21 protein-coding genes are annotated in these 25,311 nt (G+C 53.0%); 18 read left to right on the top strand and 3 right to left on the bottom strand.

Annotated elements, in window-relative coordinates; genetic code table 11:
* Positions 1-188 precede the first annotated feature (188 nt).
* From KJS42_RS03445 to KJS42_RS03410, 8 genes are all read left to right on the top strand, one after another.
* Positions 189-3,944: a DNA polymerase III subunit alpha gene (locus KJS42_RS03445; RefSeq protein WP_213621967.1), complete on the top strand. Its 3,756-nt coding sequence runs from the start codon at positions 189-191 to the stop codon at positions 3,942-3,944.
* 587 nt (positions 3,945-4,531) lie between these two features.
* On the top strand, positions 4,532-5,026 hold the full coding sequence (locus tag KJS42_RS03440) for a phosphatidylglycerophosphatase A family protein (RefSeq protein WP_155604943.1): 495 nt from the start codon (positions 4,532-4,534) through the stop codon (positions 5,024-5,026).
* A 203-nt stretch (positions 5,027-5,229) separates the two neighbouring features.
* Positions 5,230-5,418 carry a hypothetical protein gene (locus KJS42_RS03435; RefSeq protein ID WP_036624401.1) on the top strand — a complete coding sequence of 63 codons (189 nt, stop codon included), beginning with the start codon at positions 5,230-5,232 and terminating at the stop codon, positions 5,416-5,418.
* Positions 5,419-5,537: 119 nt separating this feature from the next.
* A complete protein-coding gene (gene accD, locus KJS42_RS03430) occupies positions 5,538-6,431 on the top strand; it encodes an acetyl-CoA carboxylase, carboxyltransferase subunit beta (RefSeq protein ID WP_193418186.1) in 894 nt (297 codons plus the stop codon).
* A complete protein-coding gene (locus KJS42_RS03425) occupies positions 6,432-7,517 on the top strand; it encodes an acetyl-CoA carboxylase carboxyltransferase subunit alpha (RefSeq protein WP_213621966.1) in 1,086 nt (361 codons plus the stop codon).
* 247 nt (positions 7,518-7,764) lie between these two features.
* Positions 7,765-9,186, top strand: coding sequence for a pyruvate kinase (pyk, locus tag KJS42_RS03420; protein WP_155604945.1), 1,422 nt, complete (start codon positions 7,765-7,767; stop codon positions 9,184-9,186).
* A gap of 129 nt (positions 9,187-9,315) precedes the next feature.
* The gene (locus tag KJS42_RS03415) at positions 9,316-9,735 is read left to right on the top strand and encodes an acyl-CoA thioesterase (RefSeq protein ID WP_193418182.1); all 420 of its coding nucleotides are present in this window, start codon (positions 9,316-9,318) and stop codon (positions 9,733-9,735) included.
* 65 nt (positions 9,736-9,800) lie between these two features.
* Complete coding sequence (locus KJS42_RS03410) at positions 9,801-10,193, top strand: FxsA family protein (protein ID WP_155604946.1); 393 nt, start codon at positions 9,801-9,803, stop codon at positions 10,191-10,193.
* Positions 10,194-10,244: 51 nt separating this feature from the next.
* Here KJS42_RS03410 and ytvI read toward each other — a convergent pair whose 3' ends face one another.
* A complete protein-coding gene (gene ytvI / locus KJS42_RS03405) occupies positions 10,245-11,363 on the bottom strand; it encodes a sporulation integral membrane protein YtvI (RefSeq protein ID WP_213621965.1) in 1,119 nt (372 codons plus the stop codon).
* A 350-nt stretch (positions 11,364-11,713) separates the two neighbouring features.
* Between ytvI and citZ the strand changes: the two genes are divergently transcribed.
* The 3 genes from citZ to KJS42_RS03390 all read left to right on the top strand — a co-directional run bounded on the left by citZ (position 11,714) and on the right by KJS42_RS03390 (position 15,445).
* On the top strand, positions 11,714-12,826 hold the full coding sequence (gene citZ / locus KJS42_RS03400) for a citrate synthase (RefSeq protein ID WP_155604948.1): 1,113 nt from the start codon (positions 11,714-11,716) through the stop codon (positions 12,824-12,826).
* 86 nt (positions 12,827-12,912) lie between these two features.
* Complete coding sequence (gene icd / locus KJS42_RS03395) at positions 12,913-14,208, top strand: NADP-dependent isocitrate dehydrogenase (protein WP_155604949.1); 1,296 nt, start codon at positions 12,913-12,915, stop codon at positions 14,206-14,208.
* An 811-nt stretch (positions 14,209-15,019) separates the two neighbouring features.
* A complete protein-coding gene (locus KJS42_RS03390; protein WP_155604950.1) occupies positions 15,020-15,445 on the top strand; it encodes a hypothetical protein in 426 nt (141 codons plus the stop codon).
* A gap of 86 nt (positions 15,446-15,531) precedes the next feature.
* On the opposite strand, the gene KJS42_RS03385 is transcribed toward KJS42_RS03390, so the two are convergent.
* Positions 15,532-15,885 (bottom strand): helix-turn-helix domain-containing protein, encoded by a 354-nt coding sequence (locus KJS42_RS03385; RefSeq protein ID WP_155604951.1) that lies wholly within the window; start codon positions 15,883-15,885, stop codon positions 15,532-15,534.
* 162 nt (positions 15,886-16,047) lie between these two features.
* Here KJS42_RS03385 and KJS42_RS03380 point away from each other — a divergent pair, with 162 nt between their 5' ends.
* Positions 16,048-16,932, top strand: a complete 885-nt coding sequence (locus KJS42_RS03380; protein WP_193419075.1) for a glycosyltransferase family 2 protein — start codon at positions 16,048-16,050, stop codon at positions 16,930-16,932.
* Between the two features lie 101 nt (positions 16,933-17,033).
* On the top strand, positions 17,034-17,903 hold the full coding sequence (locus tag KJS42_RS03375; protein ID WP_213621964.1) for an SDR family oxidoreductase: 870 nt from the start codon (positions 17,034-17,036) through the stop codon (positions 17,901-17,903).
* 89 nt (positions 17,904-17,992) lie between these two features.
* Here KJS42_RS03375 and yfbR read toward each other — a convergent pair whose 3' ends face one another.
* On the bottom strand, positions 17,993-18,613 hold the full coding sequence (yfbR, locus tag KJS42_RS03370) for a 5'-deoxynucleotidase (protein ID WP_213621963.1): 621 nt from the start codon (positions 18,611-18,613) through the stop codon (positions 17,993-17,995).
* Positions 18,614-18,754: 141 nt separating this feature from the next.
* On the opposite strand from yfbR, the gene KJS42_RS03365 reads away from it, so the two are divergent.
* The 5 genes from KJS42_RS03365 to pstB all read left to right on the top strand — a co-directional run bounded on the left by KJS42_RS03365 (position 18,755) and on the right by pstB (position 25,310).
* A complete protein-coding gene (locus KJS42_RS03365) occupies positions 18,755-20,305 on the top strand; it encodes a fumarate hydratase (RefSeq protein WP_213621962.1) in 1,551 nt (516 codons plus the stop codon).
* Positions 20,306-20,307: 2 nt separating this feature from the next.
* Positions 20,308-22,104: a two-component system histidine kinase PnpS gene (pnpS, locus tag KJS42_RS03360; RefSeq protein ID WP_213621961.1), complete on the top strand. Its 1,797-nt coding sequence runs from the start codon at positions 20,308-20,310 to the stop codon at positions 22,102-22,104.
* 148 nt (positions 22,105-22,252) lie between these two features.
* Positions 22,253-22,978 carry a response regulator transcription factor gene (locus KJS42_RS03355; RefSeq protein ID WP_155604957.1) on the top strand — a complete coding sequence of 242 codons (726 nt, stop codon included), beginning with the start codon at positions 22,253-22,255 and terminating at the stop codon, positions 22,976-22,978.
* A 121-nt stretch (positions 22,979-23,099) separates the two neighbouring features.
* Positions 23,100-24,317 carry a methyl-accepting chemotaxis protein gene (locus KJS42_RS23275; protein ID WP_280516394.1) on the top strand — a complete coding sequence of 406 codons (1,218 nt, stop codon included), beginning with the start codon at positions 23,100-23,102 and terminating at the stop codon, positions 24,315-24,317.
* Between the two features lie 237 nt (positions 24,318-24,554).
* Complete coding sequence (gene pstB, locus KJS42_RS03345) at positions 24,555-25,310, top strand: phosphate ABC transporter ATP-binding protein PstB (RefSeq protein WP_155604958.1); 756 nt, start codon at positions 24,555-24,557, stop codon at positions 25,308-25,310.
* Position 25,311: the final 1 nt, after the last annotated feature.

Genomic DNA, 25,311 nt, shown 5'->3' with positions numbered 1-25,311 from the left:
GGCGAGGCCTAGCCATGTATGATAAAATATTCAATAAAGGTAGTGTTAAAGTCGACTTTTGATCGCGAAGCAGTTCAGGGAGCGAATGCGACATCGAATCTTGAATTCAACCTTCTCGGCGCTGAAAAGTCGACGGTTGAACCTGATTTGGCTTAGTTTGTGAAATAAATCCGAAAGGAAGGGATCGCATGGACAGCTTTGTTCATTTGCACGTACATAGTGAATACAGCTTGCTGGACGGGGCCGCCCGGCTCGAGGACCTCGTTGCCAAGGCCGCGGCCTCCGGCATGAAGGCGCTGGCGCTGACGGATCACGGGGTCATGTACGGCGCGGTTCCTTTTTATAAATTGTGTAAAAAGCACGGCATCAAGCCGATCATCGGCTGCGAGGTGTATTTTACGGCAGGCTCGCGCAAGGAACGGGGAAGCCGGCAGGACCAGCCGATTCATCACTTGATTTTGCTGGCCAAAAATGAGACCGGGTACCGCAACTTGATGAGGCTCAGCTCCATTGGTCACCTTGAGGGCTTCCATTACAAGCCGCGAATCGACTGGGACGCGCTCGAACGGCATCGTGAAGGCCTGGTCTGCCTTAGTGCCTGCTTAGGCGGAGAGGTCCCTTTCCATCTGCTGAGAGGCCATTATGAGGAAGCGAAAAAAGCCGCACTACGGTATCAGGCGGCGTTTGGCGAGGATTTTTACCTGGAGCTTCAGGACCATGGCATCCCCGAGCAGAAGAAAGTGAATCCGCAACTCGTCCAATTGGCCGGGGAAATCGGGGCGCAGCTTGTGGTCACCAATGACGCACATTACTTGAGCCAACAGGACGCAGAGGTGCAAGACGTGCTCATTTGCGTGGGTACGGGTAAAACGGTGGATGACGAAGACCGGCTTAAAATGCATACCAATCAGCTTTATCTGAAAACTGCCGCGGAAATGGCCTTGCTGTTTCCCCATTTGCCGGAGGCGTATGCCAATACGGCGAAAATTGCCGATTCCTGCGAGTTGGAGCTGGAGTTTGACCGGCATATTTTACCGGCATACCGTCCGATTCCGGAGGGACAAACCGCGGGAAGTTACCTGGCGGAGTTGTGTGAGCAAGGATTGGTTGAACGTTATGGTCAACTGGACATTTGGCAAGATCCGGCAGAGCGGGAGAAGCTGGAACAGCGGCTGCGTTACGAGCTGGAGACGATTGCCAATATGGGCTTCTCCGATTATTTCTTGATCGTATGGGATTTTATCGCGTTTGCTCACCGTAATGGGATCGCGACCGGACCGGGCCGGGGATCCTCCGCGGGCAGCTTGGTCGCTTACGTGCTGCGAATCACCGATGTGGATCCGATCAAATACAAACTGTTTTTCGAACGGTTCTTGAACCCGGAGCGGGTGACGATGCCGGATATCGATATCGACTTCAGCGATGAGCGGCGGGATGAGGTCATTGCATATGTGGTCGAAAAATACGGGGCAGAGCATGTCGCCCAGATTATTACCTTCGGGACGATGGCGGCTCGCGCAGCGGTCCGCGACGTGGGGCGGGCGCTGAATGTGCCTTTTGGTGAAGTGGATAAAGTGGCGAAGCTGATTCCGGGACACCTAGGGATGACCATTGAACGTGCACTGAAGGAAAGCCCGGACCTGAAAGCGATGTATGACGGGTCCGAGCGGGTCAAGGTGCTGCTGGATATGGCGAAAAAAGTGGAAGGCATGCCGCGGCACGCCTCGACTCACGCCGCCGGTGTTGTGATTTCGCGAGACCCGTTGACCGATGCCGTCCCGCTGCAGGCGGGCAGCGAGCGTACCGCACTAACGCAATACTCCATGGAAAACCTGGAAGCGATCGGCCTGCTTAAAATGGACTTTCTGGGGCTGCGCACCTTGTCCATTATCGAGCGTTGCATGAACTGGGTCCAGGAGCAGGCGGGCAGCGCACCCGATTTCCGGCTTGTTCCGGACGACGATCCGGCAACGTACGAGATGCTGGGCCGCGGAGAGACGACCGGCGTGTTCCAACTGGAGTCCACGGGCATGCGGCGGGTGCTGAAGGAGCTCAAGCCGTCGGCATTCGAGGACATCATTTCCGTCAATGCGCTGTACCGTCCGGGTCCCATGGAGTTCATCCCCAAATTCATCGCCAGCAAGCATGGGCAGATCGGCGTGGAATATCCGCACCGGGATCTTGAGCCGATCCTGAAAGATACGTACGGTATCATCGTTTACCAGGAGCAAATCATGCAGATCGCTTCCAAAATGGCGGGCTTCTCGCTGGGTGAAGCCGATTTGCTGCGTCGGGCGGTGTCCAAGAAAAAACGCGAGGTGCTCGACGAGCAGCGAAGCCATTTCGTAGTCGGCAGCGAGGCGCAGGGCTATAGTGAAGCCGAGGCGAACGCGGTATACGACATGATCGTCCGCTTTGCCGACTACGGCTTTCCCCGCGCCCATGCGGCTGCTTATGGCGTGCTGGCCTTCCAAACAGCGTACCTCAAGTCGCACTACCCGGTGCAGTTTATGGCGTCGATGCTGACCGCCGTGACCGGCAGCCATCGGAAGGTAGCGGAATACATTGTGGAATGCCGTCGGATGGGCATCGTCGTGCTTCCGCCGGACGTGAACGAGAGCAATGTGCTGTTTACGCCGCAGGCGGGGGCAAGCGTTGGATCCGCTGAGGTCGTAGAGGTCGGCGGCGGTTCGCAGGACGGTGCCGCCAAACCGGGGCAGGAGGCGCCGAGCCTAGGCGTGATCCGCTTTGGCCTGGCCGCGATCAAAAACGTCGGGACCCAGGCGATCGAAAGTATTTTGAAAGAACGGAAAGAGCGTCCGTTCGACAGCTTGCTCGATTTTTGCCGGCGGGTGGATTTGCGGACCTGCAATAAGCGGGTGATCGAGTCGCTGATTCAAGGCGGGGCGTTTGATGCCTTGCCGGGTCATCGCGCGCAATTGCTGGCGATGCTGGACGAGACGGTCGAAGCGGCGCTGAAATGGCGGAAAGAACGGGATGATTTGCAGATTCAACTGTTTGATTTCGTAGAGTCGCCCAATTGGGATATCGAATATCCGGACGTGCCGAAGTTTACGGCCGGGCAGCAGTTGGACCTGGAGCGTGAGCTGCTGGGGCTGTATTTGTCCGGCCATCCGCTGGATGATTTCGACGCGCTTCTGGAGGGAGACGGCGTAGAACGGCTAATGGACTTGGCCGAAGCGCCTGATGAGTCCCGCGCGGTCGTGGCGGGGATGGTCGTGTCCGTGAAGACGATCACGACCAAGCAGGGCAAAGCGATGGCGTTCATGGAGCTGGAAGACCAGATCGAACGCTGCGAGGTCGTGTTGTTCCCTGAAGTGTGGCGGCGCTCGGCCGCCCACGTCAGTAAAGGGGCTTTGCTCGCGCTGCGCGGCGTCGTCCAGCAGCAGGACGAAGGCTTCAAGCTGCTGGCCGACGAGGTGGCACCGCTGAGCGAGCAAAGCCTGGCCCAGCTGCGCCGCGGCTTGGCGCGCGGGCGCGGGGCAGGCGCCGCCGCTGCCGGTGGCAAAGGCGGCGCACGCGGTGCGGCCGCGGGGCCCCGCGCGGCCGAGAGAGCGCCTGCGGGCGCTGCGGGCGGGCAACGCCCCGCCAGCGCCGCAGGCCCAGGCGCCGCCGCACGGCCGGCCGCTTCGGCCGCGGCGGCGCCGCCATCCGCGCCCGCGCCGGGCGCGCGGCGCGAGCAGGAGAAGACGCCGGCGCAGCGCGTCTTCATCAAGATCACGGCCGCGGCGGAGAACGCGCGCCTGCTCGAGCGGCTCAAGCTGCTGCTGGAGCAGCATCCCGGCCCGGTCGCGACGGTGCTCTTCTACGAAAGCACCGGTAAGCTGCTGGCCTTGACGGAGCGCTACAGCATAAAGCCTTCGCCCGCCTTGATCGAAGAAATGGAGCGGATGCTTGGCTCCGACACGGTCAAGATTAGATGATTTGCTTTGCGCCATGCCTAACCGGTTCTGCACTTGTTGCAGGACCGGTTTTTTTATGGCTGTAACGGACTCCAGCGACGTTATTTCTTTGGATACGTCGGACTAGTCAAAATAACGGACCTGAGAGACGTTATTTCCCCGCAAACCGCCCGCTCTTTCCCGAATCGTGCCCAATAAGGGCTGTGGAGTCCGTTACGTTGGGAAATAACCGGGAAATAGCCAAATAGCGTCGCTACGGTCCGTTAGAGCTCGATGATCCACACGTTCGCTAGCGCTAGCGATCAGTACCATCCGTCAGCACCAGCGATCGGCCCCTTCCGCTAGCGCCAGCGATCAACACCTTCATTATCCACATATTCCTCCGCCAACAATTGTCGATCGGCCTACTTAAAAATAGCCCAGGGGATCACCGTATCCGGTTCCGGACAAGTTTGAACGAACATTTTCGAAGGATCGTGCATACACTTAGAAACACGAAAAACCAAGAACCGGGCAAGAACGCCCGAGAGCGGATTCCGGCAGCGCGTCAGGCATCGAGTCTAAACAGGCAGCGGCGTTGTACTCGGAATCAGGGGAGGAAGATGCGTATGTCTTATGAATTGGCAGAAGCGCAACTGCTGCGCCGCGGAGTGAAGCTGGAGGATATTGCTCAAATTGTTCATGCGCTGCAAACCGCGTATCATGATGATCTGACATTGGACCAATGTTTGGAGAGCGTGAAAGCCGTACTGCAAAAAAGAGAAGTCCAATATACTTTATTCACCGGGATTGCCCTCGACGAGCTGGCTGAGCAGAAGCAGCTTCCGGAACCGCTGCAAGCCATCATGGAGGCCGACGAGCCGCTCTACGGGGTGGATGAGACGATGGCGCTGGGCATTACGAGCGTGTTCGGGATGATCGGACTTACAAGCTTTGGTTATTTGGACAAGGTCAAACCGGAAATCATCGGGAAGTTGAATCATCGCGGGGATTCCATTCACGTCTTTCTCGACGACTTGGTTGCGGGTCTCGCGGCCGCCGCCTCCGCCCGAATTGCCCATAAGCACGAGCAAGCCGCTACCTACCCTCCTAGTTCCTCTTAAGCGAAAAAGAAAAAGAAAACAGCGCCCAGCCCCCGCCGATAGGCCCGCGCTCCTTCTACAAGAAGCGCCGGGCCCTGCGGCAATTCCCTGCACCGGGCCGCTTACGGCGCGGTTTTCCTTTTGTTGCGGGAAATTTGAAAATTATGTTATCATTACTCTATTATACGGGCTCAAAGATTAGGTTAGGGGGCTTTGAAAAGGGCATGTGGACTGTTATGTATATCGCGCCTACCGCAAAAGTTGCGGATATGATCAAGACGAAACTCACCGAAGAAGGCTTTCTCGTCCAAACACGTCCTGTTAATTTATCCAAACAGCAGTTTGAGATTCTGGTTCCTTCCGGGGAATTGGAAGAAGTGCAAGAAGTGTTGAATTCGATTTTGCATCCTTAGCAGGGGATTCGAGATTCCTAGTTGCAGATAAGGCCTGGAAGTGCGGGTTCATAGGGTCGACTGGGCTTTATAGACTTTTGGATCTGCCACGATAAATAAACGGCTGAAGAGGTGTAGTTGTGTTCAAAGATTTGTTTCAGAAGAAGAGGAAGTACGCGACCATTCCTTCCGGACGAACTGGCAGCGAAGAGGGCACGCCGCAGGCGGATCGTCCGAAACGCGAAATTCCGGAAGGTCTGATGAATAAATGCGGCCGTTGCGGCGCGATTCAGTACAGTAAAGAGCTGGAGAAGAATTATATGGTGTGCCCGGCTTGCGGACATCATATGCGCTTAAACGCGCTGGAGCGGATTCGCTATACCTTCGATGAAGGTAGCTTTACGGAATATGATGCGGATCTCGTTTCCGTGGATCCTTTAGAATTCCCGGGCTACGCCAGCAAGTTGGAGCAGCAAACCCTGAAGTCGGGTCTACGCGAAGCGGTCGTCACCGGCGAGGGGACAATTCAGGGCTTTCCTGCCGTGGTTGCCGTGATGAGCTTTGATTTTTTCTCTGGGAGCATGGGTTCGGTTGTCGGGGAGAAAATTACGCGAGCGATTGAAGCGGCTACGGAGAAACGCCTGCCAATGATCATTTTCTCAACATCGGGTGGAGCGCGGATGCAAGAGAGCATCCTCAGTTTGATGCAGATGGCCAAGACGAGCGCTGCGTTGGCTAGATTAAGCGAACATGGCGGACTATTCATCTCGGTCATTACGGACCCAACGACGGGCGGCGTATCGGCTAGCTTTGCCATGCTTGGCGACATTATTGTGGCCGAGCCCGGTGCCGTATTCGGATTTGCCGGAAGAATCGTCATTGAGCAGACGATCCGTCAGAAGCTTCCAGACGATTTCCAGACGGCCGAGTTCAACCTGCAACACGGTCAGCTCGATCTTGTCGTTCATCGGAAGGACATGAAGTCGACGCTAGCGAAGTTGCTAGATTTGCACGGCGTGAAGGGAGGAGCATAAATGGCAGGCGAATTGCCTTTTGAGACGCCTCTCGTGAAGCTGCGCGAGAAGATTTTGGAACTGGAGCAGTTTGGCAGCGAGAAGGGCATCGATTTTACAGAAGAAATTGCACGTCTGGAAGAGCGCTATCGGCAACTGGAGGAAGAGATCTACAACAACATCTCCCCTTCGCAAAAAATGCATCTGGCCCGGCATCATCAACGCCCGACGTCACTCGATATGATCGGCCTGATCTTTGAGGACTTCATTGAGCTCCACGGGGACCGGGTATTTGGCGACGATCTTGCCGTTGTTGGGGGATTGGCCAAGCTTGGCGGAATGCCGGTCACGGTGATCGGACAACAGCGGGGGAAGGATACGAAGGACAATATTGCCCGCTTCTTCGGCAGCGCGCATCCGGAAGGATTCCGCAAGGCGCTGCGGCTCATGCAGCAAGCGGACAAGTTCCGGCGCCCAATCATTACATTTATTGACACAAAAGGCGCTTATCCGGGAATTACGGCAGAGGAGCGCGGGCAATCGGAAGCGATCGCTCGCAATTTGCGGGATATGTCGATGCTGCGGGTTCCCGTGATTTGCGTGGTCATCGGTGAAGGCGGCAGTGGGGGGGCGCTTGCACTTGGCGTAGGTAACCGCGTGCTGATGCTGGAGAATGCGATTTACTCCGTCATTTCGCCGAACGGAGCGGCCTCCATTCTCTGGAAGGATGCTTCCAAGGCCGATCAGGCGGCGGAAGCGATGAAGATTACCGCTCAAGACCTGTTGGAGATGGGGGTGATCGAACAGATCGTTCCCGAGCCGCGTGGTGGAGCACACCGGGATTACGAATCGACCGCGGAAGCCATCAAAGAATCGCTGCTCCAACACCTGGAGGAACTATCCAACTTGCATCCGGATGAACTCGTGGAAGATCGATACCGGAAATTCCGCAAAATCGGCGAGTTTCAAGTGGCCAGCAAGACGGAGGCTCCGGCCACATCGGATAGCGTGGCTGAAGTTGCTGGCGTGATCGAGGATGAGGCTCCTGTGGATGCGTCTGGCGAATCGGCAGCTGCCTCTGAGGCCCATACCGCCGAGAAAAGTTAAGATCCAAAGCGATAACCTTACGGGTGGAACCTATGGGGACCTACGGCAAGGTTATTTTCGCTGTACTCAGGGAATAATGCAAATTTAGGCACCAAGATGAGATGCGTGAATCGAGTAACTTTGCATGCTTTGAAGGAATGTTCGTTACAATATGATAAACTTCCTATACAAATCGACAAAACTGTAGTAAATTTAGTTGTTGGAAAAGATTATATAGAGAGAACTATTTTAAACGGAGGAAACCCAAATGCGCAAAACAAAAATCGTATGTACTATCGGTCCTTCCAGTGAATCGTTAGAAAACATCAAGAAGCTGATTATGGCCGGAATGAACGTGTCTCGCTTGAACTTCTCCCACGGTGATTTTGAGGAGCATGGTAACCGGATCAAGACGATCCGTCAAGCGAGTGCAGAGCTGGGGAAATCTATCGCCATACTGTTGGACACCAAAGGTCCTGAAATCCGTACCGGTAAGCTGAAAGAAGAACCGATCGAGCTGGTACAGGACGAATTCCTAACCTTGACGACCGAAGAAATTCTCGGCGACAAGGAACGGATCTCCATTACGTACAAAGAACTTCCTGGAGACGTGGAAGTCGGTTCGACGATTCTGATTGACGACGGTCTGATTGGTTTGACGGTCGTCGAGATTCAAGGTACGGAAATCAAATGCCGTATCGTCAATGGCGGTACCATTAAGAGCAAAAAAGGCGTTAACGTTCCAGGCGTAAACATTTCCCTGCCAGGCATCACCGAGAAAGACGCTAACGACATCAAGTTCGGGATCGAGCAAGGCATCGATTTTATTGCCGCTTCCTTCGTTCGTAAAGCGAGCGACGTGCTTGAAATTCGTCAATTGCTGGAGAAACACAACGCAGCTCATATCCAAATCATTTCTAAAATCGAAAACCAACAAGGCGTTGACAACCTCGATGAAATCTTGGAAGTTTCCGACGGCCTGATGGTTGCCCGCGGTGACCTCGGTGTAGAAATTCCAGCGGAAGATGTGCCTCTCGTACAAAAACGTATGATCGAGAAATGTAACCGCGTAGGGAAACCGGTGATCACGGCGACGCAAATGCTTGATTCGATGCAACGCAACCCTAGACCTACTCGCGCCGAAGCAAGTGACGTGGCGAACGCCATCTTCGACGGTACCGATGCGATCATGTTGTCCGGCGAAACGGCTGCCGGGAAATATCCGGTGGAATCGGTATTGACGATGTCCCGCATCGCCGAGAAAGCGGAATCCGCTTTGGAATACCGTGAAATCTTCGTTAAACAAAGTAATGCACAACAAACGACGGTTACTGAAGCGATCAGCCAAGCGGTTGCCAACTCGGCATTGGAGCTGAATGCCAAAGCGATCATTACTTCGACGGAAACCGGTTATACGGCACGGATGGTCTCCAAATACCGTCCGAAAGCACCGATCATCGCCGTGACGACCGAAGATCAAACCTTGCGCCGTCTGGCCCTGAACTGGGGCGTAACGCCGGTGAAAGGCGATACGGCCAGCACGACGGACGAAATGTTCGATAAAGCGATGAAGGGCGGCCTAGATTCCGGACTCGTGAAGGAAGGCGACCTCGTCGTGATTACGGCTGGGGTACCACTCGGACGTTCCGGTTCGACCAACCTGGTGAAAATCGGGCAAATCCGCAAGTAGTCGTAGGAATAAATAGATTGACTTATCGTCACAACAAAAGGCAATGGGGCCCGCTCGGGACCATTGCTTTTTTTGCCGCAAAACCATCATGCGATAGATTGGCGGGAAACCCGGAAAGGAGCGAATCGAGTGTACGTATGCGAAGTGGTGATTGAGCCGAAATATTCGGAATTCGATATGATGGGGATTATTTACCACGCCCATTACCTGGAATGGTTCGAGCTGGGGAGGCTGCAGTTGAGCCGAAATCTTGGCTTTGATTATGTCAAGATGGAGCAGGCCGGATATATTTCTCCCGTTCACGAAATGAAGGTAGAATACAAACGCGGAATCCGTTATGGGGAAACCGTGTTGCTCAAGACACGGGTCATCGAGAACAGCGGCGTCAAAACCGCTTATGGTTATGAGGTGTACAATGGGGAAGGCACGCTTTGCGTAGAAGGTTCTTCTTCCCACTATGTGGTTCGCCGCGAGAACTTCAAACCGGTTCAGTTCAAGAAGGTATTTCCGGAATGGTATGCGGCGCTGGAGGAAGCCCGAAAATCGTAAATTTTGATTATCCGGCGTAGAGGCGGTAAAATACAAGTACAGGAATGTGATAAAGGAGTCCTGATATGCGTAAATGGATAGCCGCTCTCATTGTGTTGATTCCGATCGTAGAATTTTGGGGGTATATGTACGTTGGCGAGAGGTTGGGTGTCGGTAAAACGATCTTTCTGACGCTGGCAACGTCCGTGCTCGGCGGGTTGATGATGCAATTTGAAGGGCGTAAAGTGTTGGCGGATGCCAAAGCCCAAATGAGCGGCGGACAAATTCCGGGGCGAATGGTCCTGGATGGATTATGCGTGTTTGCCGGCGGGATCCTGCTGCTGATCCCCGGCTTCATTACCGATCTCATCGGTTTTACGATGGTGTTCCCGCTAACGCGTGTGCTGTATCGGATCCCGCTCATGAAATGGGTCAGCAAGAAGATGAAAGACGGAACGATCACGTATTTCCGCCGTTAACGGATTTATTTTAGAAAGGCATCTCGTCTTGGAAGACGGGATGCCCTTTTTTTATCTCAAACGGCCGTGTACAATATAGTTTCGCAAATCACGGACGACACCGGCACGGACGGCGGCACCTAGAATGACCAACGTAACCGGGCCGATGATCAGTCCTAACACGCCAAACAGCTTGAGGCCGACGAACATCGCGATCAACGTGGGCAAGGGATCCAGTCCAACGCTAGTGGCCAGTACCTTAGGTTCAATCAGTTGGCGGGCTAGCAGGATGACCCCGTACAACACGGAAAGTCCGATCCCCAGCGTGACGTCGCCCGTGGCGAAGGCATAAATCAGCCAAGGAATCATGATCGTTCCGACGCCTAGATAAGGTAATAAATCGACAAGTCCAATCAGCAGGGCGTAGGTAAAGGCGGAATCGACGCCCAAAATAAGTAAGCCGAGCAATACGATAAACGCGGTGATGGAAATCATGATGAATTGGGCGCGCAGATAACCTGAGAGGGCTCGCTGCAGGTCGCGCCAAATCGCGCCTACGGTTTTGCGAAACGGTGTAGGAATGGAGTTAGCCAAGAACCGCATATCGCGCTCCCAGTGGCTGCTGATAAAAAAGGTAGCCAACAGGATCACGCCGAGAATGACCCCTAAATTGGGGAGGGAGGAGAGCAAGGTGACGATCGTTTCCAGCACATTATTGACGAAATGAGAAACAAAGGATCCAACTCTTTCGGCGGTGTTGTCGATGTTTTTATGGATGGTATTTTCGTAACCGGGGTTATCGGCGATAAATCGGTTGATCTCGGTAATGATCGATTGGATGCCCTCGCTTTGCGTCCATGAAACAAACAGGTTTCTCCACTCGGCAATGCGCAAATCGAAGGATTCGGCCAAATGGATTAACTCTTTAACGAGGCGCGTTAGCGCTGCGGACACAATAATCCCTGCACTTCCAAAGTAAATGAGCAGCGAGAGCGTTACAGCCAGCCACTTTGGTACCCGTAGACTCTTTTGGAGCCACAGGACAAACGGGTGCATCGCATAGGAGATCAGCCAGGCGATTAAGAACGGATAAACCAGCGGGAGCAGCCAGTAGACGGCCAAGATGGAGCTGATGAGGACGACGCATATCCAGCTGCCGCGCAGCACGCGCTTGACGATCACGTGATCCATATGGCATTTCCCCTTTTCCCAATACATGTCCTAGTTCTACTCTATTATTTGTCCGCCGCGAGTATTCCGCCTCAAACATCTTTCGAATAATGTGATATAATTCATTGCACAACTGCAATCGTTTACAAAATTTCTTTATTGTTGTGATAAAATCATTTAATGTACCCGGCAGTGCTGAAGCGGTTCCCATGTTTTCGGAAATCCAGTATGATGAAGAAGTAAGCAGTGGAGCAATATTTCTGCAATTATAGGCCCGGTATTGCATGACTTCGAAAATTTAAAACTTTCAATTTGAAAATGTTTTCAGGGGCTTGTTTGCTCACAAAATGTTAACAAAGGAGAGATGGTTCATGACAGCTACGAAAGGCCTGGAAGGCATTGTTGCGGCAACCTCTTCGATCAGCTCCATTCATGATGGCGTACTCGCCTATCGTGGTATTAATATCGATGATTTGGCGGAACGTGCGAGTTTTGAAGAAACGGCTTATTTGTTATGGTACGGCAAATTGCCCAATCAAGCTGAACTGGAACGCTTGCAGCGGCAATTAAGCGATTATGCCGCGGTTCCTGATGCGGTGCTGAAACAGATGAAGCTGTATCCGCAGACTGCCAACACGATGGCAGTGCTTCGTACTGCCGTATCGGCTCTTGCTTTGTATGATGAGAACGCCAATGACAACTCCCGAGAAAACAACCAATTGAAGGCGATTAAGCTCCAGACTCAAATTCCGACCCTGATTGCTGCGTTTGCCCGAATTCGGGAAGGCCAGGAACCGATCGCCCCGCTGAAGGACGTATCGATCGCACACAACTTCTTGTATATGCTAACCGGCTTAGAACCGGATCCGATTGCGGTTCGTGCCTTGGATCAAGCGTTGGTGCTGCATGCTGACCATGAGCTGAACGCGTCGACGTTCTCGGCCCGCGTGACGATTGCGACGTTGTCCGATATCTACTCCGGGGTTACCTCGGCGATCGGCACCTTGAAGGGCCCCCTTCACGGCGGTGCGAATGAAGCGGTGATGAATATGCTGGCTGAGATCGGCACGTTGGAGCAAGCGGAGCCCTACATTCAGAAGAAGCTGGCAGGCAAGGAGAAAATCATGGGCTTTGGTCACCGTGTTTACAAAAACGGCGATCCACGCGCGAAACATTTGCAGAATATGTCGCGTCAGTTGAGCATTCTTAAAGGCGATTCCACGTTGTACGATATTTCCGTTAAAGTGGAGCAACTTGTCACAGGTCAAAAAGGGCTGAAGCCCAACGTTGACTTCTATTCCGCTTCCGTCTACACGATGCTGGGCATTCCGCGCGACCTGTTTACGCCGATTTTTGCGATCAGCCGGTTGTCCGGATGGACGGCGCATATTTTGGAACAGTTGGAAGATAACCGCTTGATTCGTCCGCGTGCGGAATATACGGGCGTCACCAATCAGAAATACGTTCCCATTGAATTAAGATAAGCAGCCATGCGGGAGCTCCAAGGAACATTGTGGTAAAATGGAGACCGTGAGATGCAGCAAACAGACTGAAGGAGGAAACCGTTAAAATGTTGAAACTGGAAAAGTTCGATCTTCCTACTGAAGGCGAGAAAATTACGATTCAGGATGGGAAGCTTCAGGTGCCTAACCATCCTGTAATTCCTTTTATCGAAGGTGACGGTACGGGCCGCGATATTTGGAAAGCCTCGAAACGTGTATTGGATGCCGCCGTGGACAAAGCCTACGGCGGGGAAAAGAAAATTGCCTGGTACGAGGTGTTTGCCGGCGAGAAGGCCTTCAATACATACGGGGAATGGCTGCCAGCTGATACGCTGACCGCGATTCGCGAATATATTGTGGCCATCAAAGGACCATTGACCACGCCGATCGGCGGTGGCATCCGTTCGCTAAACGTAGCGCTCCGCCAGGAGTTAGACCTGTACGTCTGCCTTCGTCCAGTTCGTTATTTCGAAGGTGTGCCTTCTCCTGTTAAACGTCCGGAACTCGTGGATATGGTGATTTTCCGTGAGAATACCGAAGACATCTATGCCGGCATCGAGTATAAAGAAGGCTCCGAGGAAGTTAAGAAAGTCCTGGCATTCTTGCAAAATGAAATGGGCGTCAACAAAATTCGCTTCCCAGAAACATCCGGGATTGGCATTAAGCCGGTTTCAGAAGAAGGTTCGAAACGCCTCGTCCGCGCCGCGGTCGAATATGCGATCAAACATAGCCGTAAGAGCGTCACTTTGGTGCACAAGGGCAATATCATGAAGTTTACCGAAGGTGCTTTCAAGAACTGGGGTTATGAAGTCGCGGAAGCGGAATTTGGCGATAAAGTCTTCACATGGGCCGAATACGACCGGATCAAGGAACAATCCGGCGCTGACGCAGCAAACCAAGCACAAAAGGCGGCGGAAGCCGAAGGCAAAATCATCATCAAGGATGCGATTGCCGATATCGCACTGCAGCAAGTGTTGACACGGCCAACGGATTTCGAAGTTATCGCTACGTTGAACTTGAACGGCGACTACCTGTCCGACGCTTTGGCAGCGCAAGTTGGCGGCATCGGTATTGCGCCGGGCGCCAACATCAACTACGTAACGGGGCATGCCATTTTCGAAGCAACGCATGGTACGGCGCCGAAGTACGCTGACCTTGACGTGGTAAATCCGGGCTCCGTTATCTTATCCGGCGTTATGATGCTGGAGCATCTGGGCTGGCAAGAAGCGGCGGACCTGATCTATAAGGGTCTGGAAACTTCAATCAACAATAAAACAGTCACTTACGACTTTGCCCGTTTGATGGATGGGGCAACGGAAGTGAAATGCTCCGAGTTTGCCGACCATGTCATCAAAAACATGTAATTAGCTAATTCTAACCTTTTGGATATGCAACCTCCGTTAACATTAACCCTCCCTAGCGTTCTTAGGGAGGGTCTTTTTTGCCCTGCCCGAGTTTGTTCGGGGCGGGCTTTGCTCTTCAATCGTGATAAGGGATAGGGCATAAGCGGGAAATGATTCCGAAGAAGCGGAGCGTTCGCCTTTGTGAGCGGGTTTCAACCTCGCATGAATTTGTAAGATCAAGAAACCCGTGAGCAACAGCGATCGTAGGAACATTTCCTAGCGTTGCCCCCGGTCCTTATCCAGTTGTTTCCTCTGCCCTGCCCGAGTCTGTTCGGGGCGGGCGTTGCTCTTCAATCGTGATAAGGGAGAGGGCATAAGCGGGAAATGATTCCGAAGAAGCGGAGCGTTCGCCTTTGTGAGCGGGTTTCAACCTCGCATGAATTTGTAAGATCAAGAAACCCGCGAGCAACAGCGATCGTAGGAACATTTCCTAGCGTTGCCCCCGGTCCTTATCCAGTTGTTTCCTCTGCCCTGCCCGAGTTTGTTCGGGGCGGGCTTTGCTCTTCAATCGTGATAAGGGATAGGGCATAAGCGGGAAATGATTCCGAAGAAGCGGAGCGTTCGCCTTTGTGAGCGGGTTTCAACCTCGCATGAATTTGTAAGATCAAGAAACCCGTGAGCAACAGCGATCGTAGGAACATTTCCTAGCGTTGCCCTCAGTCCTTATCAGGTTGTTTTCATGGCCCGCCCCAACAAACGTTTCTTTTATTTCCATCCAAAGTTATAATAGATTATAATAAATGTAATTGACGCAGAAAGGACGGTTATGTTAATGTACCAAGTCATGTTATTCCTACATATTATCGGCGCACTGGCGCTCGGCTTCTATCTGGTCCTGCCGTTTGTGCTCGGCCGAATCGGCAAGTTGTCGCTCGCGGCTCAGGAAGGAACGGTATCAGCCGTGATCTCTTTGAACCGATATGCCCAAATCGGGCTCATCATCCAATTGCTGACGGGCGGCTACCTGATTGGTCAAGGCGATTACTCCGTGCCTTGGATGATTGTGATCGTCATCTTGTATTTGGCGATTGGAGCGTTTAGCGGTATCTTGGCTAAACCGCTGCGTTTGGCGCAGGAAGGGATTCGCCAGAATAAAACCGTAACCGCGGAAGAAGGGAAACTGCGCACTTTAAGCGCCCTATTGTCCGTTGCAGTATTGCTGATCGTTTTCTTCATGGTGTACAGTACCATTATTTGATTCAGACATAAGCCAAAAGACCTGTCGGCATTAAAGCCGACAGGTCTTTTTCATGCTGTGCGCGGCAAAGCAGCGCTAGTCTCTTACTAGGAAAGATTGGTATCCTCTTTTTTTAAATCGTCCAAATGGGTAAACATTAATTTCATAATATCGAGCGCCAGTTGTTTCTCTTTCGGCGACCGGTTCATGACGATCTGTTGGATCTGGTCCATAAAATGGTCATCACTGATCACAATCGAATCGTGAAGTAAATAATCAACGGTAACGCCTAATTGATTCGCCAGTTTGACGAGTGTTTCCAGGGACAAGCTACGCTCTCCCCGTTCGATTTGCCCTATGTATGCGTCCGAAACTTCGATGCGTTCGGCGAGTTTTTCCTGGGTCAAGTGCATTTTATGCCGTTCTTGACGCAGCCTTTTCCCCAATGCCTCGTAATCCATAACACCCCTCCTGTATTTACCTTAGTGAGAAGCCGAATGAAAGATAATAAACTACAGGTTTTGTTTGTATTTACTGCAAGTACGAATTGGGTTATTATGGAATCATAGGATTTACTGAAATGGTTCAATTATTAAATATAACCAATTTTAAGGAGATCTAGTATGTCTTCCGAATCTACTTCCGTTTCAATCATCATTACGGTCAAGAACAATGGGATCGATTTGTATACCACGATGGAATCTTTAAAAGTGTCGCAATCAACACTGCCTTATGAAGTCATTATCGTTGACGAAGGTTCGGTTGACGGGTGTTGTGACTTTTTGATGAGCTACCGATTCGACCGACCTTTTAAGCGAGTAAAGGGTGATCCGGGAATTTCGGCACGCAATCTCGGGGCTGCTTATGCCACTGGAGAAGTTCTGATTTTTTGCGGGTCACATTTATATTATGATGACGGATGGATGGAACGGTTACTGGCACCGTTGATGCGTGGACAAGCTGAGGGCGTGTCGCCAGCCTTTGAGATGGGTAAGCACTCCCCTGCTCCGAAAGGGAGGAATGTCGGAGGGGTGGTGGGATCGGTTCGCGGGTATCCGATTCGGTTCGCGGGTGAGAACGAGATCCCCTGGATGTCTTGGGAATGCTTTGCTGTTCGACGGGATACTTTTCGGGACATGGGCGGGATGGAAGACGGTTTTATCGGCAAGGATCTGGAAACGGCGGAGTTTTCCTTGAGGTTATGGCTGCAGGGTGGGAGCTGTCGCTACGTGCCGGAGGTGACACTCATTCAAGTGTTTCGGCAGAATTTCCCTTATGACAACAGCGGGGATCAATGGGGAAAGGACTTGATGAGCCTTGCCTATTTACATTTCGATGACGAAGGAGTCTCAGCTTGCAGAGAACTGGTGCGCTGTGCGTATGAAGGAGAGCCGATAACGGATGCGAAGCTGAGCGAGTTGACTTTGGCACGGAGGGAGAAAAATGACTCTCTTCGCAAACATGATGTGAGGTGGTTTACCGAACGATTCGGGATCCAATGGAAATAGAAGAGGGATAAGCCGAGGCGTCAAGGTCATCCTATTAGGGGAAGGGAACGTTCAGGTGCCATCGCACCTAATTCACGGATTACCCGAAGGAGGATGCAGCAATGGCAGGAAACGGACAAGCAAAGCAGACCTTACCGCCCCAACATCAAAACCATCAACCCGGCGTTGAAGCGGAGATGCACCCGCGCCCGGTATATGAGGGAGATTATAAGGCTGCGGGCAAGTTGATGGGCAAAGTAGCGCTGATCACCGGTGGTGACAGCGGGATCGGTCGGGCCGTCGCCGTAGCCTACGCGAAAGAGGGTGCCGATGTCGCAATTATGTATTTGAATGAGCATGATGACGCGGAGGTGACCCGTCAGGAAGTCGAGCAGGAAGGACGCAAATGTTTACTGATCGCTGGCGACATCGGCGATGAGGCCTTTGCCTTGCAGGCGGTGCAGCAAACGGTGCAGGAGTTAGGGCGCCTCGACATCCTGGTCAATAACGCAGCCGAACAGCATCCGCAGCCGGACATTACGGCGATTACGGCTGCTCAACTGGAGAAGACGTTCCGGACGAACATTTTCTCCATGTTCTACTTGACCAAGGCGGCGATGCCGCATTTGCGCAAAGGAAGCTCGATTATCAATACGGCCTCGGTAACGGCCTATAAGGGCAACCCGCAGCTGATTGACTACTCAGCAACGAAAGGGGCTATCGTTAGCTTCACGCGGGCTTTGTCGATGAATGTGGTCGGAAGCAAAGGCATTCGGGTGAACGCGGTGGCACCCGGCCCGATTTGGACTCCGCTGATTCCATCAACCTTCAATGAGAAGCAAGTGTCCGAATTCGGGGGAACAACGCCGATGCAGCGCCCCGGTCAACCGGAGGAACTGGCACCGGCTTATGTATTTCTGGCCTCGGACGATTCATCGTATATGAGTGGTCAGGTCTTGCACATCAACGGTGGAGAGATCGTTAACGGTTAACCATGGGGCCGAAACGGACTCCAACAAAGAACCCCCAAGCTTTTCGGCAGTGCCGAGCAAGCTTGGGGGTTCTTCTATCTCTGAAACATCTAATCGCTCTCGTGCTGCTCCGTCTCAGATAACTCATCAAGCGTCATTTCAAAGCTGGGCGCCAAATGTTCTAGAAAATATGTGATTTCCGGGAGCTGCAACCGCTGCAGCTTATCTAGAAGCTGCGTTTTGGCAACGGCGAATTCACGATTGCCGGTCGTCAGCTCCCAGGCGCATTTCAAATAGGCGTCCAGGCTGTCCGCCGCTTTGACATACACCACTAAAGCGGCATCTTCGGATGATCCCTTCGCTTGTCCCGGCGATAACAACGGAGTATAAACGTTCTGGAGTTCCGGCGGGACCATGGAGAGCAAACGTTCCGCAGCGATCGCCTCCATTTCGCGGAAGTTGGACAGAAGCCGTGGATTATGATGCTTGACCGGCGTTGGGATGTCGCCGGTGAACACCTCGGTTGCATCATGGAACAACGCTAACGTTGCGGCGCGTTCCGCATTTAAGCTCCGTTCGAACCGGGCGTTCCCAATTTCGCATAGCAGATGAGTCAGCAACGCGACATGAAACGAATGCTCAGCCACATTATCGGGGGCGGTGCTGCGCATCAGGCTCCATCGATGAATCGAACGCAGGCGGTATAGATAAGCAGAGAAAGGGTAGCTCATCAGTGAGAAACCTCGCTTTTATCGAAGTGGATTTTGGACAGAAATTGTCAACCTAAACTAGTTCTTATGTTATTATAAATCTGAAGAATGCGATAGGGTTATGGTTTACACAAGATGACAGGGAGAGGGGATTCATGGATCATGCACCAGTTTGAAGAAAGCGTATACGAATTAATTGTGGAAGCTTCAACAAGGTTACCGGGCGACGTACGACGTGCGGTAAACCGGGGGCGGGCCCTGGAAAACCGAGCGACGCGGGCCGGTTTGGCCATGTCGACTATCGCGCAGAACATCCGTATGGCGGAGGAACAGGTTTCGCCGATATGTCAGGATACCGGAATGTTGACCTTTGTGGTGCATACGCCGGTAGGGGCGAATCAGATTGAGATGAAGAAGGCGATTTACGCTGCGGTGCAGCGGACGACCAAGGAAGGTAAGCTGCGTTCAAATTCCGTAGATTCCTTAACGGGAGAGAACAGCGGTGATAATTTGGGCCCAGGAACGCCGGTTATTCATTTCGAACAATGGGAGAAAGACACGATCGACATCCGACTGATCTTGAAAGGCGGCGGATGCGAGAATAAAAATATACAGTACAGCCTGCCGACCGAATTGGAAGGGTTAGGCCGTGCGGGGCGAGATCTCGACGGGATCCGCAAATGCATTTTGCATGCCGTTTATCAGGCACAAGGGCAGGGCTGCAGTGCAGGGTTTCTTGGAGTCGGCATCGGCGGCGACCGCACGACGGGGTATGAGCTAGCCAAACAACAGCTATTCCGTCCGCTCGATGACGTTAACCCGAATCCGGATTTGGACCGGCTGGAACAGTATATTATGGATACGGCCAATCAGTTGGGAATTGGCACGATGGGATTCGGCGGAGAAGTGACTTTGCTGGGCTGTAAGATCGGAGCGATAAATCGGCTTCCGGCCAGCTTCTTTGTGTCGGTTGCATACAACTGCTGGGCGTTCCGCCGCCAGGGTGTGGACATCGATCCTTCTACCGGCGCCATTCGGAGATGGCTCTATGAGCGCGGAAGCGAAGTACCGGTAGGAGATCTTGAGACAGCCGAAACGGGCGCGGCATCCGAGGAAACTCAGGCCCCAGCCAACCGAGAAGTCGTGCTGCAAACACCGGTGACGGAGGAGCAAATTCGCAGCCTTCGGGTTGGCGACGTTGTAGTTATTAACGGAGAAATGCATACCGGCCGAGATGCGCTGCACAAACACTTAATGGATCATGACGCCCCGTTGGATTTGAATGGAGCGGTCATTTACCACTGCGGGCCGGTGATGCTGAAGGACAACGAAGGCTGGCACGTGAAGGCGGCCGGACCAACGACGAGCATTCGCGAGGAACCGTATCAAGGGGATATCATGAAGAAGTTCGGCATTCGCGCAGTCATCGGCAAGGGGGGGATGGGCCCTAAGACGCTGGCTGCTCTGAAAGAGCATGGCGGCGTGTATTTGAACGCGATTGGCGGTGCGGCACAGTACTATGCGGAATGCATCAAGAAGGTCAACGGCGTCGACTTTATGGAGTTTGGAGTTCCAGAAGCCATGTGGCATCTGGAGGTTGAAGGCTTCGCTGCAATCGTAACGATGGATTCGCATGGGGACAGCCTGCATGAAGGCGTGGAGCAGGACTCATTGATGAAGCTGGCTGCCTTTAAGGATCCGGTGTTCAAATAAACATGAAAACCTTTCGCTCGCGCCTAACACTCATCCTAATGATTCTACTCGGGCTCTCGATGCTGGCGGCCGGCATCACGATGGCCCAGATGTTTAAGAACTCGCATATCCGGGCTTTGGAAGATAATATGGCCCGGGAAATTAATCTGCTTGAGGCGACTTTCGATTTTGTTCCCGTGGAAGGGAATTCCGAGGCCAGCGCTTATTACGAACGAAAGGCGAAACAGCTAAAAGAGCTGACCGATTCCCGGGTCACGTTCATTACGTTGAACGGTATCGTCGTCGGCGACTCCGAGTCCGACCCGGAGCGAATGGATAACCATGCCCACCGGCAGGAAATCGAGTCTGCCGTAGGTGGGAACGTGGGCAGTGCGATCCGGTACAGCGATACGATCGGGGAAAATATGCTGTACGTAGCGCATCGCGTGACGGTCGGTGATTTTGACGGTTATATCCGCCTTTCGATGAGTTTGGCAGCCGTGGAGAAGGGGCTTGCCCAAGGGTGGATCTGGATGTTCGGCGGACTGCTTATCCTATTCCTCATAGCGGGTCTAGTAAGTTACCGAGTGGCCGCCGGGTTGACTAAGCCGCTGGAGCAGATCACCCGCGTCGCCCATCGCATCTCCGGATTCGATTACGACGCCAGGGTCAAGCTGGCCCGCAAGGACGAAATCGGTCAATTGGGCCTTGCCATCAACGGCATGGCAGACAGCCTGCAGCAACAGCTCAAGCGGATCCGGGATAACGAGGACTTGATGCAGAGCGTGCTCGCGAACATGACCGGCGGCATTCTGATGGTGGATGCTGCGGAGCGCATTGCCTTAATTAACCGGGAAGCGGAACGGATATTGCATATGAAAGGCGAGCTGCTGCTCGGCAAATCGTATCAGGTGCTCAAACGAAACTATGAGTTCATCAAATTTATGGAAGAAGGCATTGCCCGCAAGGAAGCAGTTCAGGAGGAACGGAACGTCTACGATCCCGAGGAAAAAATCCTGCTGTTCGACAGCGTGCCGATGTTTGAAGACAACGGTAACTACCGCGGCATGTTGTTCCTGTTACAGGATGTCACCGAAATTCGGAAGCTGGAACGGATACGTAGCGAATTCGTTGCCAACGTGTCCCACGAGTTAAAGACGCCGATCGCGGCGGTTAAAGGCTTTGCCGAAACGCTGATGGCTGGCGGGGTGAAGGACGAGGAAACCGCGCGCTCATTCCTGCAGATCATCTATGACGAAGGAGACCGGTTAAACCGATTAATTGGCGACATTCTCGAGCTGTCCAAAATCGAATCGAAGCGAGTGCCGCTGGAATACGCCCCGGTGCAGTTGAAAGAGCTGTTCGACAGCGTGTATGAAGTCCTTCTTCCGGCGGCCGGCAAAAAGTCAATCTCGATGTCGCATGACGTTCCGGAGCATCTGTTCATCGAGGCGGATGAGGATCGCCTGCGGCAAATCTTCATGAATTTGCTGTCCAATGCGATCAGCTATTCGCTGGAAGGCGGAAAAGTACGCGTATCGGCAATCATAGTTGGCGAAGGCGGAGACGAGGAGAGGGTCCAGTTTACGGTTAGCGATACGGGGATCGGCATTCCTAAGAAGGATCTGCCGCGGATTTTCGAACGCTTCTATCGGGTCGATAAGGCGCGATCCCGCAGCTCGGGCGGCACGGGTCTGGGCCTGTCCATCGTCAAACACCTCGTTGAACTGCATCACGGCACTATCCGCGTAGAGAGCAAAGTCGGTGAAGGAACGACGTTTATTTTGGAACTCCCCTTGATGCATGCCTTGGATGATTAAGATCGGTCCTGGGAACATACCAATAAAGTGTAAACTGTTTTTTGAAAAACTTTACACCGCGTTAACAATGCCGTGATATGCTGGGCTTGTCATCAAAGTGATATTGGTTCAAAGCATGAACTTGTACCGCGAATAAATGGGGGGTACTATGACACAACGTCTATTGGTTATCGAAGATGAACCGACGTTATCCCGGCTTTTGTCTTACAATCTGACGAGCGAAGGCTATGAAGTTGTCGTAGAGGATCACGGGCAGACCGGTTATGAAACCGCACTGCAGCAAGAATTTGATTTGATATTGCTCGATTTGATGCTGCCGGGCATGAACGGTTTCGAAATCATGTCGAAGCTGCGAAGCGAAGGCGTGATGACGCCGGTGATTATCCTGACCGCAAAAAATGCGGAGGAGGAAGTCGTGCAGGGCCTGAAGTCCGGCGCCGATGATTACATCACGAAACCGTTTGGTGTGGCTGAGCTACTAGCTCGTGTCGCCGCCGTTCTCCGCCGATCGACAGGTCAGGAGGAACGCGACAAACCGGTCCAGCAGGAGAACTCTCAAATCGCGTTGGGCGCCTTGACGATTTATCCGGAGAAATACGAAGTCACGTTGAACGGGGAAGCGATCACGCTCCGGCCAAAGGAGTTCGAGGTGCTGCTATACTTGGCTCGCAAGCCCGGCGTGGTGATGACCCGGGACGATCTGATGAATGCCGTATGGGGCTTCGATTATATCGGAGGGCAACGGACCGTGGATGTGCACGTCAGCTCGCTGCGCAAGAAGCTCGAACTGGATCCGCAGTCGGTGCATATCGATTCCATCCGCGGCGTCGGATACAAACTGGTTGTCAATAAGAAGAAAGCGTCCATCATGTAATTTCGTGATGGACGTTCTTTTTTTACATAGGACAAAAGTCCCGAAAACAATGTACTAACACTCTCCCTCTATGATTCTAGTAGATCGTGCGTAACGTATAAATACGGGGGAGTGGTTCAGGTTGGAAAATCAGGCCATCGCAGTATTGGAGCGTGCTGCAATTGAAGAGACAGAGAACTTGGCGGCGAACGTAGAAGGCGGGGTTAACGGGGAATCGTTGCTGATGGAAGACGGCCGCTCAGGCGGTCGCTCGACGGAAGGCGTGGCGGTTGCGGCGGTACAGGTTCACTCTTACAGCCATAAGGTTCCGGTGATCGGACCGGAGGTTTCCTGCCGAGATGTGTTGGGGCAGTTCCAGAGGCAACCCGAGCTTCCATGTATCGTGGTTTGTGATGATGATCACAAACCGATCGGGCTGTTGATGCGAGATCGTTTCTTTCGCCATTTGGCCGGTCGGTTTGCTGCGGATCTATTTTATGAGGTATCGGCGCTTCGTTTTGCCCAGCGGGAACCGTTAATCTGCGAGTTGAATACACCGGCCGGGGAACTGTTGGATCAAGCGTTAGGACGGGAGGGGGCCTCTTTCTACGATGGTTTGATCTTAACCGATCAGGGGAAATATTACGGAATCCTGACAGTTCAGGATTTGATGCAGATGTCCCGGCATTTGCAGCGGGAAGCGGACGAAGCCAGGCAGGCGGCGGTCCTTGAGAGCCGCGATCGGATTGTACAGATCGAATGCTCGATCGCTGAAGTGACGGAGTCGGCGAAGCGAAGCCTGCTGGAATCGGAACGGATGAACGGATTGTCGGCGGAAGGACGTCATGAGTTGGAAGCGGTCAAGGCGTCGTTCGCCCGTGTGCTAGACATGACTCGCTCCCAAGAGAAACAAATGGCGGAGCTGTTGGAACGGACGAAACAAATCTCATCGGTCGCCGATCATATCCGCAGCCTGGCGGACCAAAGCGGCATGCTGGCCATGAATGCCTCGATCGAAGCGGCTCATGCCGGGGAACATGGACGAGGGTTTGCGGTTGTGGCTTCCGAGGTTCGCAAGCTTGCCTTGCAGACGAAGAGCTTTTCCGAAGAAATCGGGTTAACGCTAGGTATTGTGAACCGGTTAATCCAGCAAACGGCGTCCACCGCTTCCTCCACTGCGGGAGAAATGGCGGAAAGCCACGGTAGAGTGGGCAACGCGGATGGGACGTTTCAAGCGCTGGTGGATTCAGCCCGAACCGTAGAGGAGCGCGGCCAAGAGATGTTCCGTTCCTCGGAAACGGCAGCCAGTCGCACGAGAACCGTGTTAGGCGAGCTACGGCAGTTGGCCTCACTTTCGTAAGATTTTACACTACGTTTACAATTAGACTCATGTACTTTTACATAAGTGCGCTAAAATGAAACTGTTTTACATGGAATAATTCCTCATTCGAGCATACTAAATCAATAGCTGAAACGCCGGCACGGGCTCGCTGGGAAGGCGGGTACCGTGCTTCAAGTTTGCCCGCCATTTCCTCGGTCAATCTGGCATAAGCCCTGAGGCCGGGGCAAAGATGTTTATTTGTGAAGGAGAACTGAGATGGATAACATTATCCGGATTCAAAAGTTGAATTTGTATTATGACCGATTCCATGCGCTTAAGGACGTTTCTCTGGATATTCCGGAAAAGGCGATCACCGCTTTCATCGGGCCTTCCGGCTGCGGGAAGTCAACGCTCTTACGCACCTTGAACCGGATGAACGACATGATTCCTGGGACACGGATCGAAGGCACCGTGCAAATCGCCGGCAGTGACATTTATGGCGACGATGTCCAGGTGGAGGCCTTGCGCAAACGGGTGGGCATGGTGTTTCAACAGCCGAATCCTTTTCCAAAATCGATATATGACAATGTCGCCTATGGCCCGCGGCTGCACGGCATCAAGAACAAAGCGGCTTTGGATGAAATCGTGGAACGGAGTCTTCGTCAGGCCGTGCTGTGGGACGAGGTCAAGGATTTCCTGAAACGGTCGGCTCTCAGCTTGTCCGGCGGGCAACAGCAGCGTCTTTGCATTGCCCGAGCCATTGCCGTACAGCCCGATATTCTGTTGATGGATGAAGCCACTTCAGCGCTGGACCCGATTTCCACCCTCAAGATTGAGGAACTGGTGCAGCAATTAAAAGATAGTTATACGATTGTCATGGTGACGCATAACATGCATCAGGCGGCGCGTATTTCGGGCCGGACCGTGTTCTTCCTCAACGGGGAGATCGTAGAGGCGGACGATACGCAGAAGCTCTTCTCCACGCCGCAGGATCCACGCACTGAAGATTACATTTCCGGTCGTTTCGGATAAT

It is taken from the genome of Paenibacillus sp. J53TS2, from assembly GCF_018403305.1.
Taxonomy (GTDB): domain Bacteria; phylum Bacillota; class Bacilli; order Paenibacillales; family Paenibacillaceae; genus Fontibacillus; species Fontibacillus rhizolycopersici.
The sequence above is the reverse complement of the archived record's forward strand: the minus strand, read 5'-3'. Positions and strand labels throughout refer to the sequence as shown.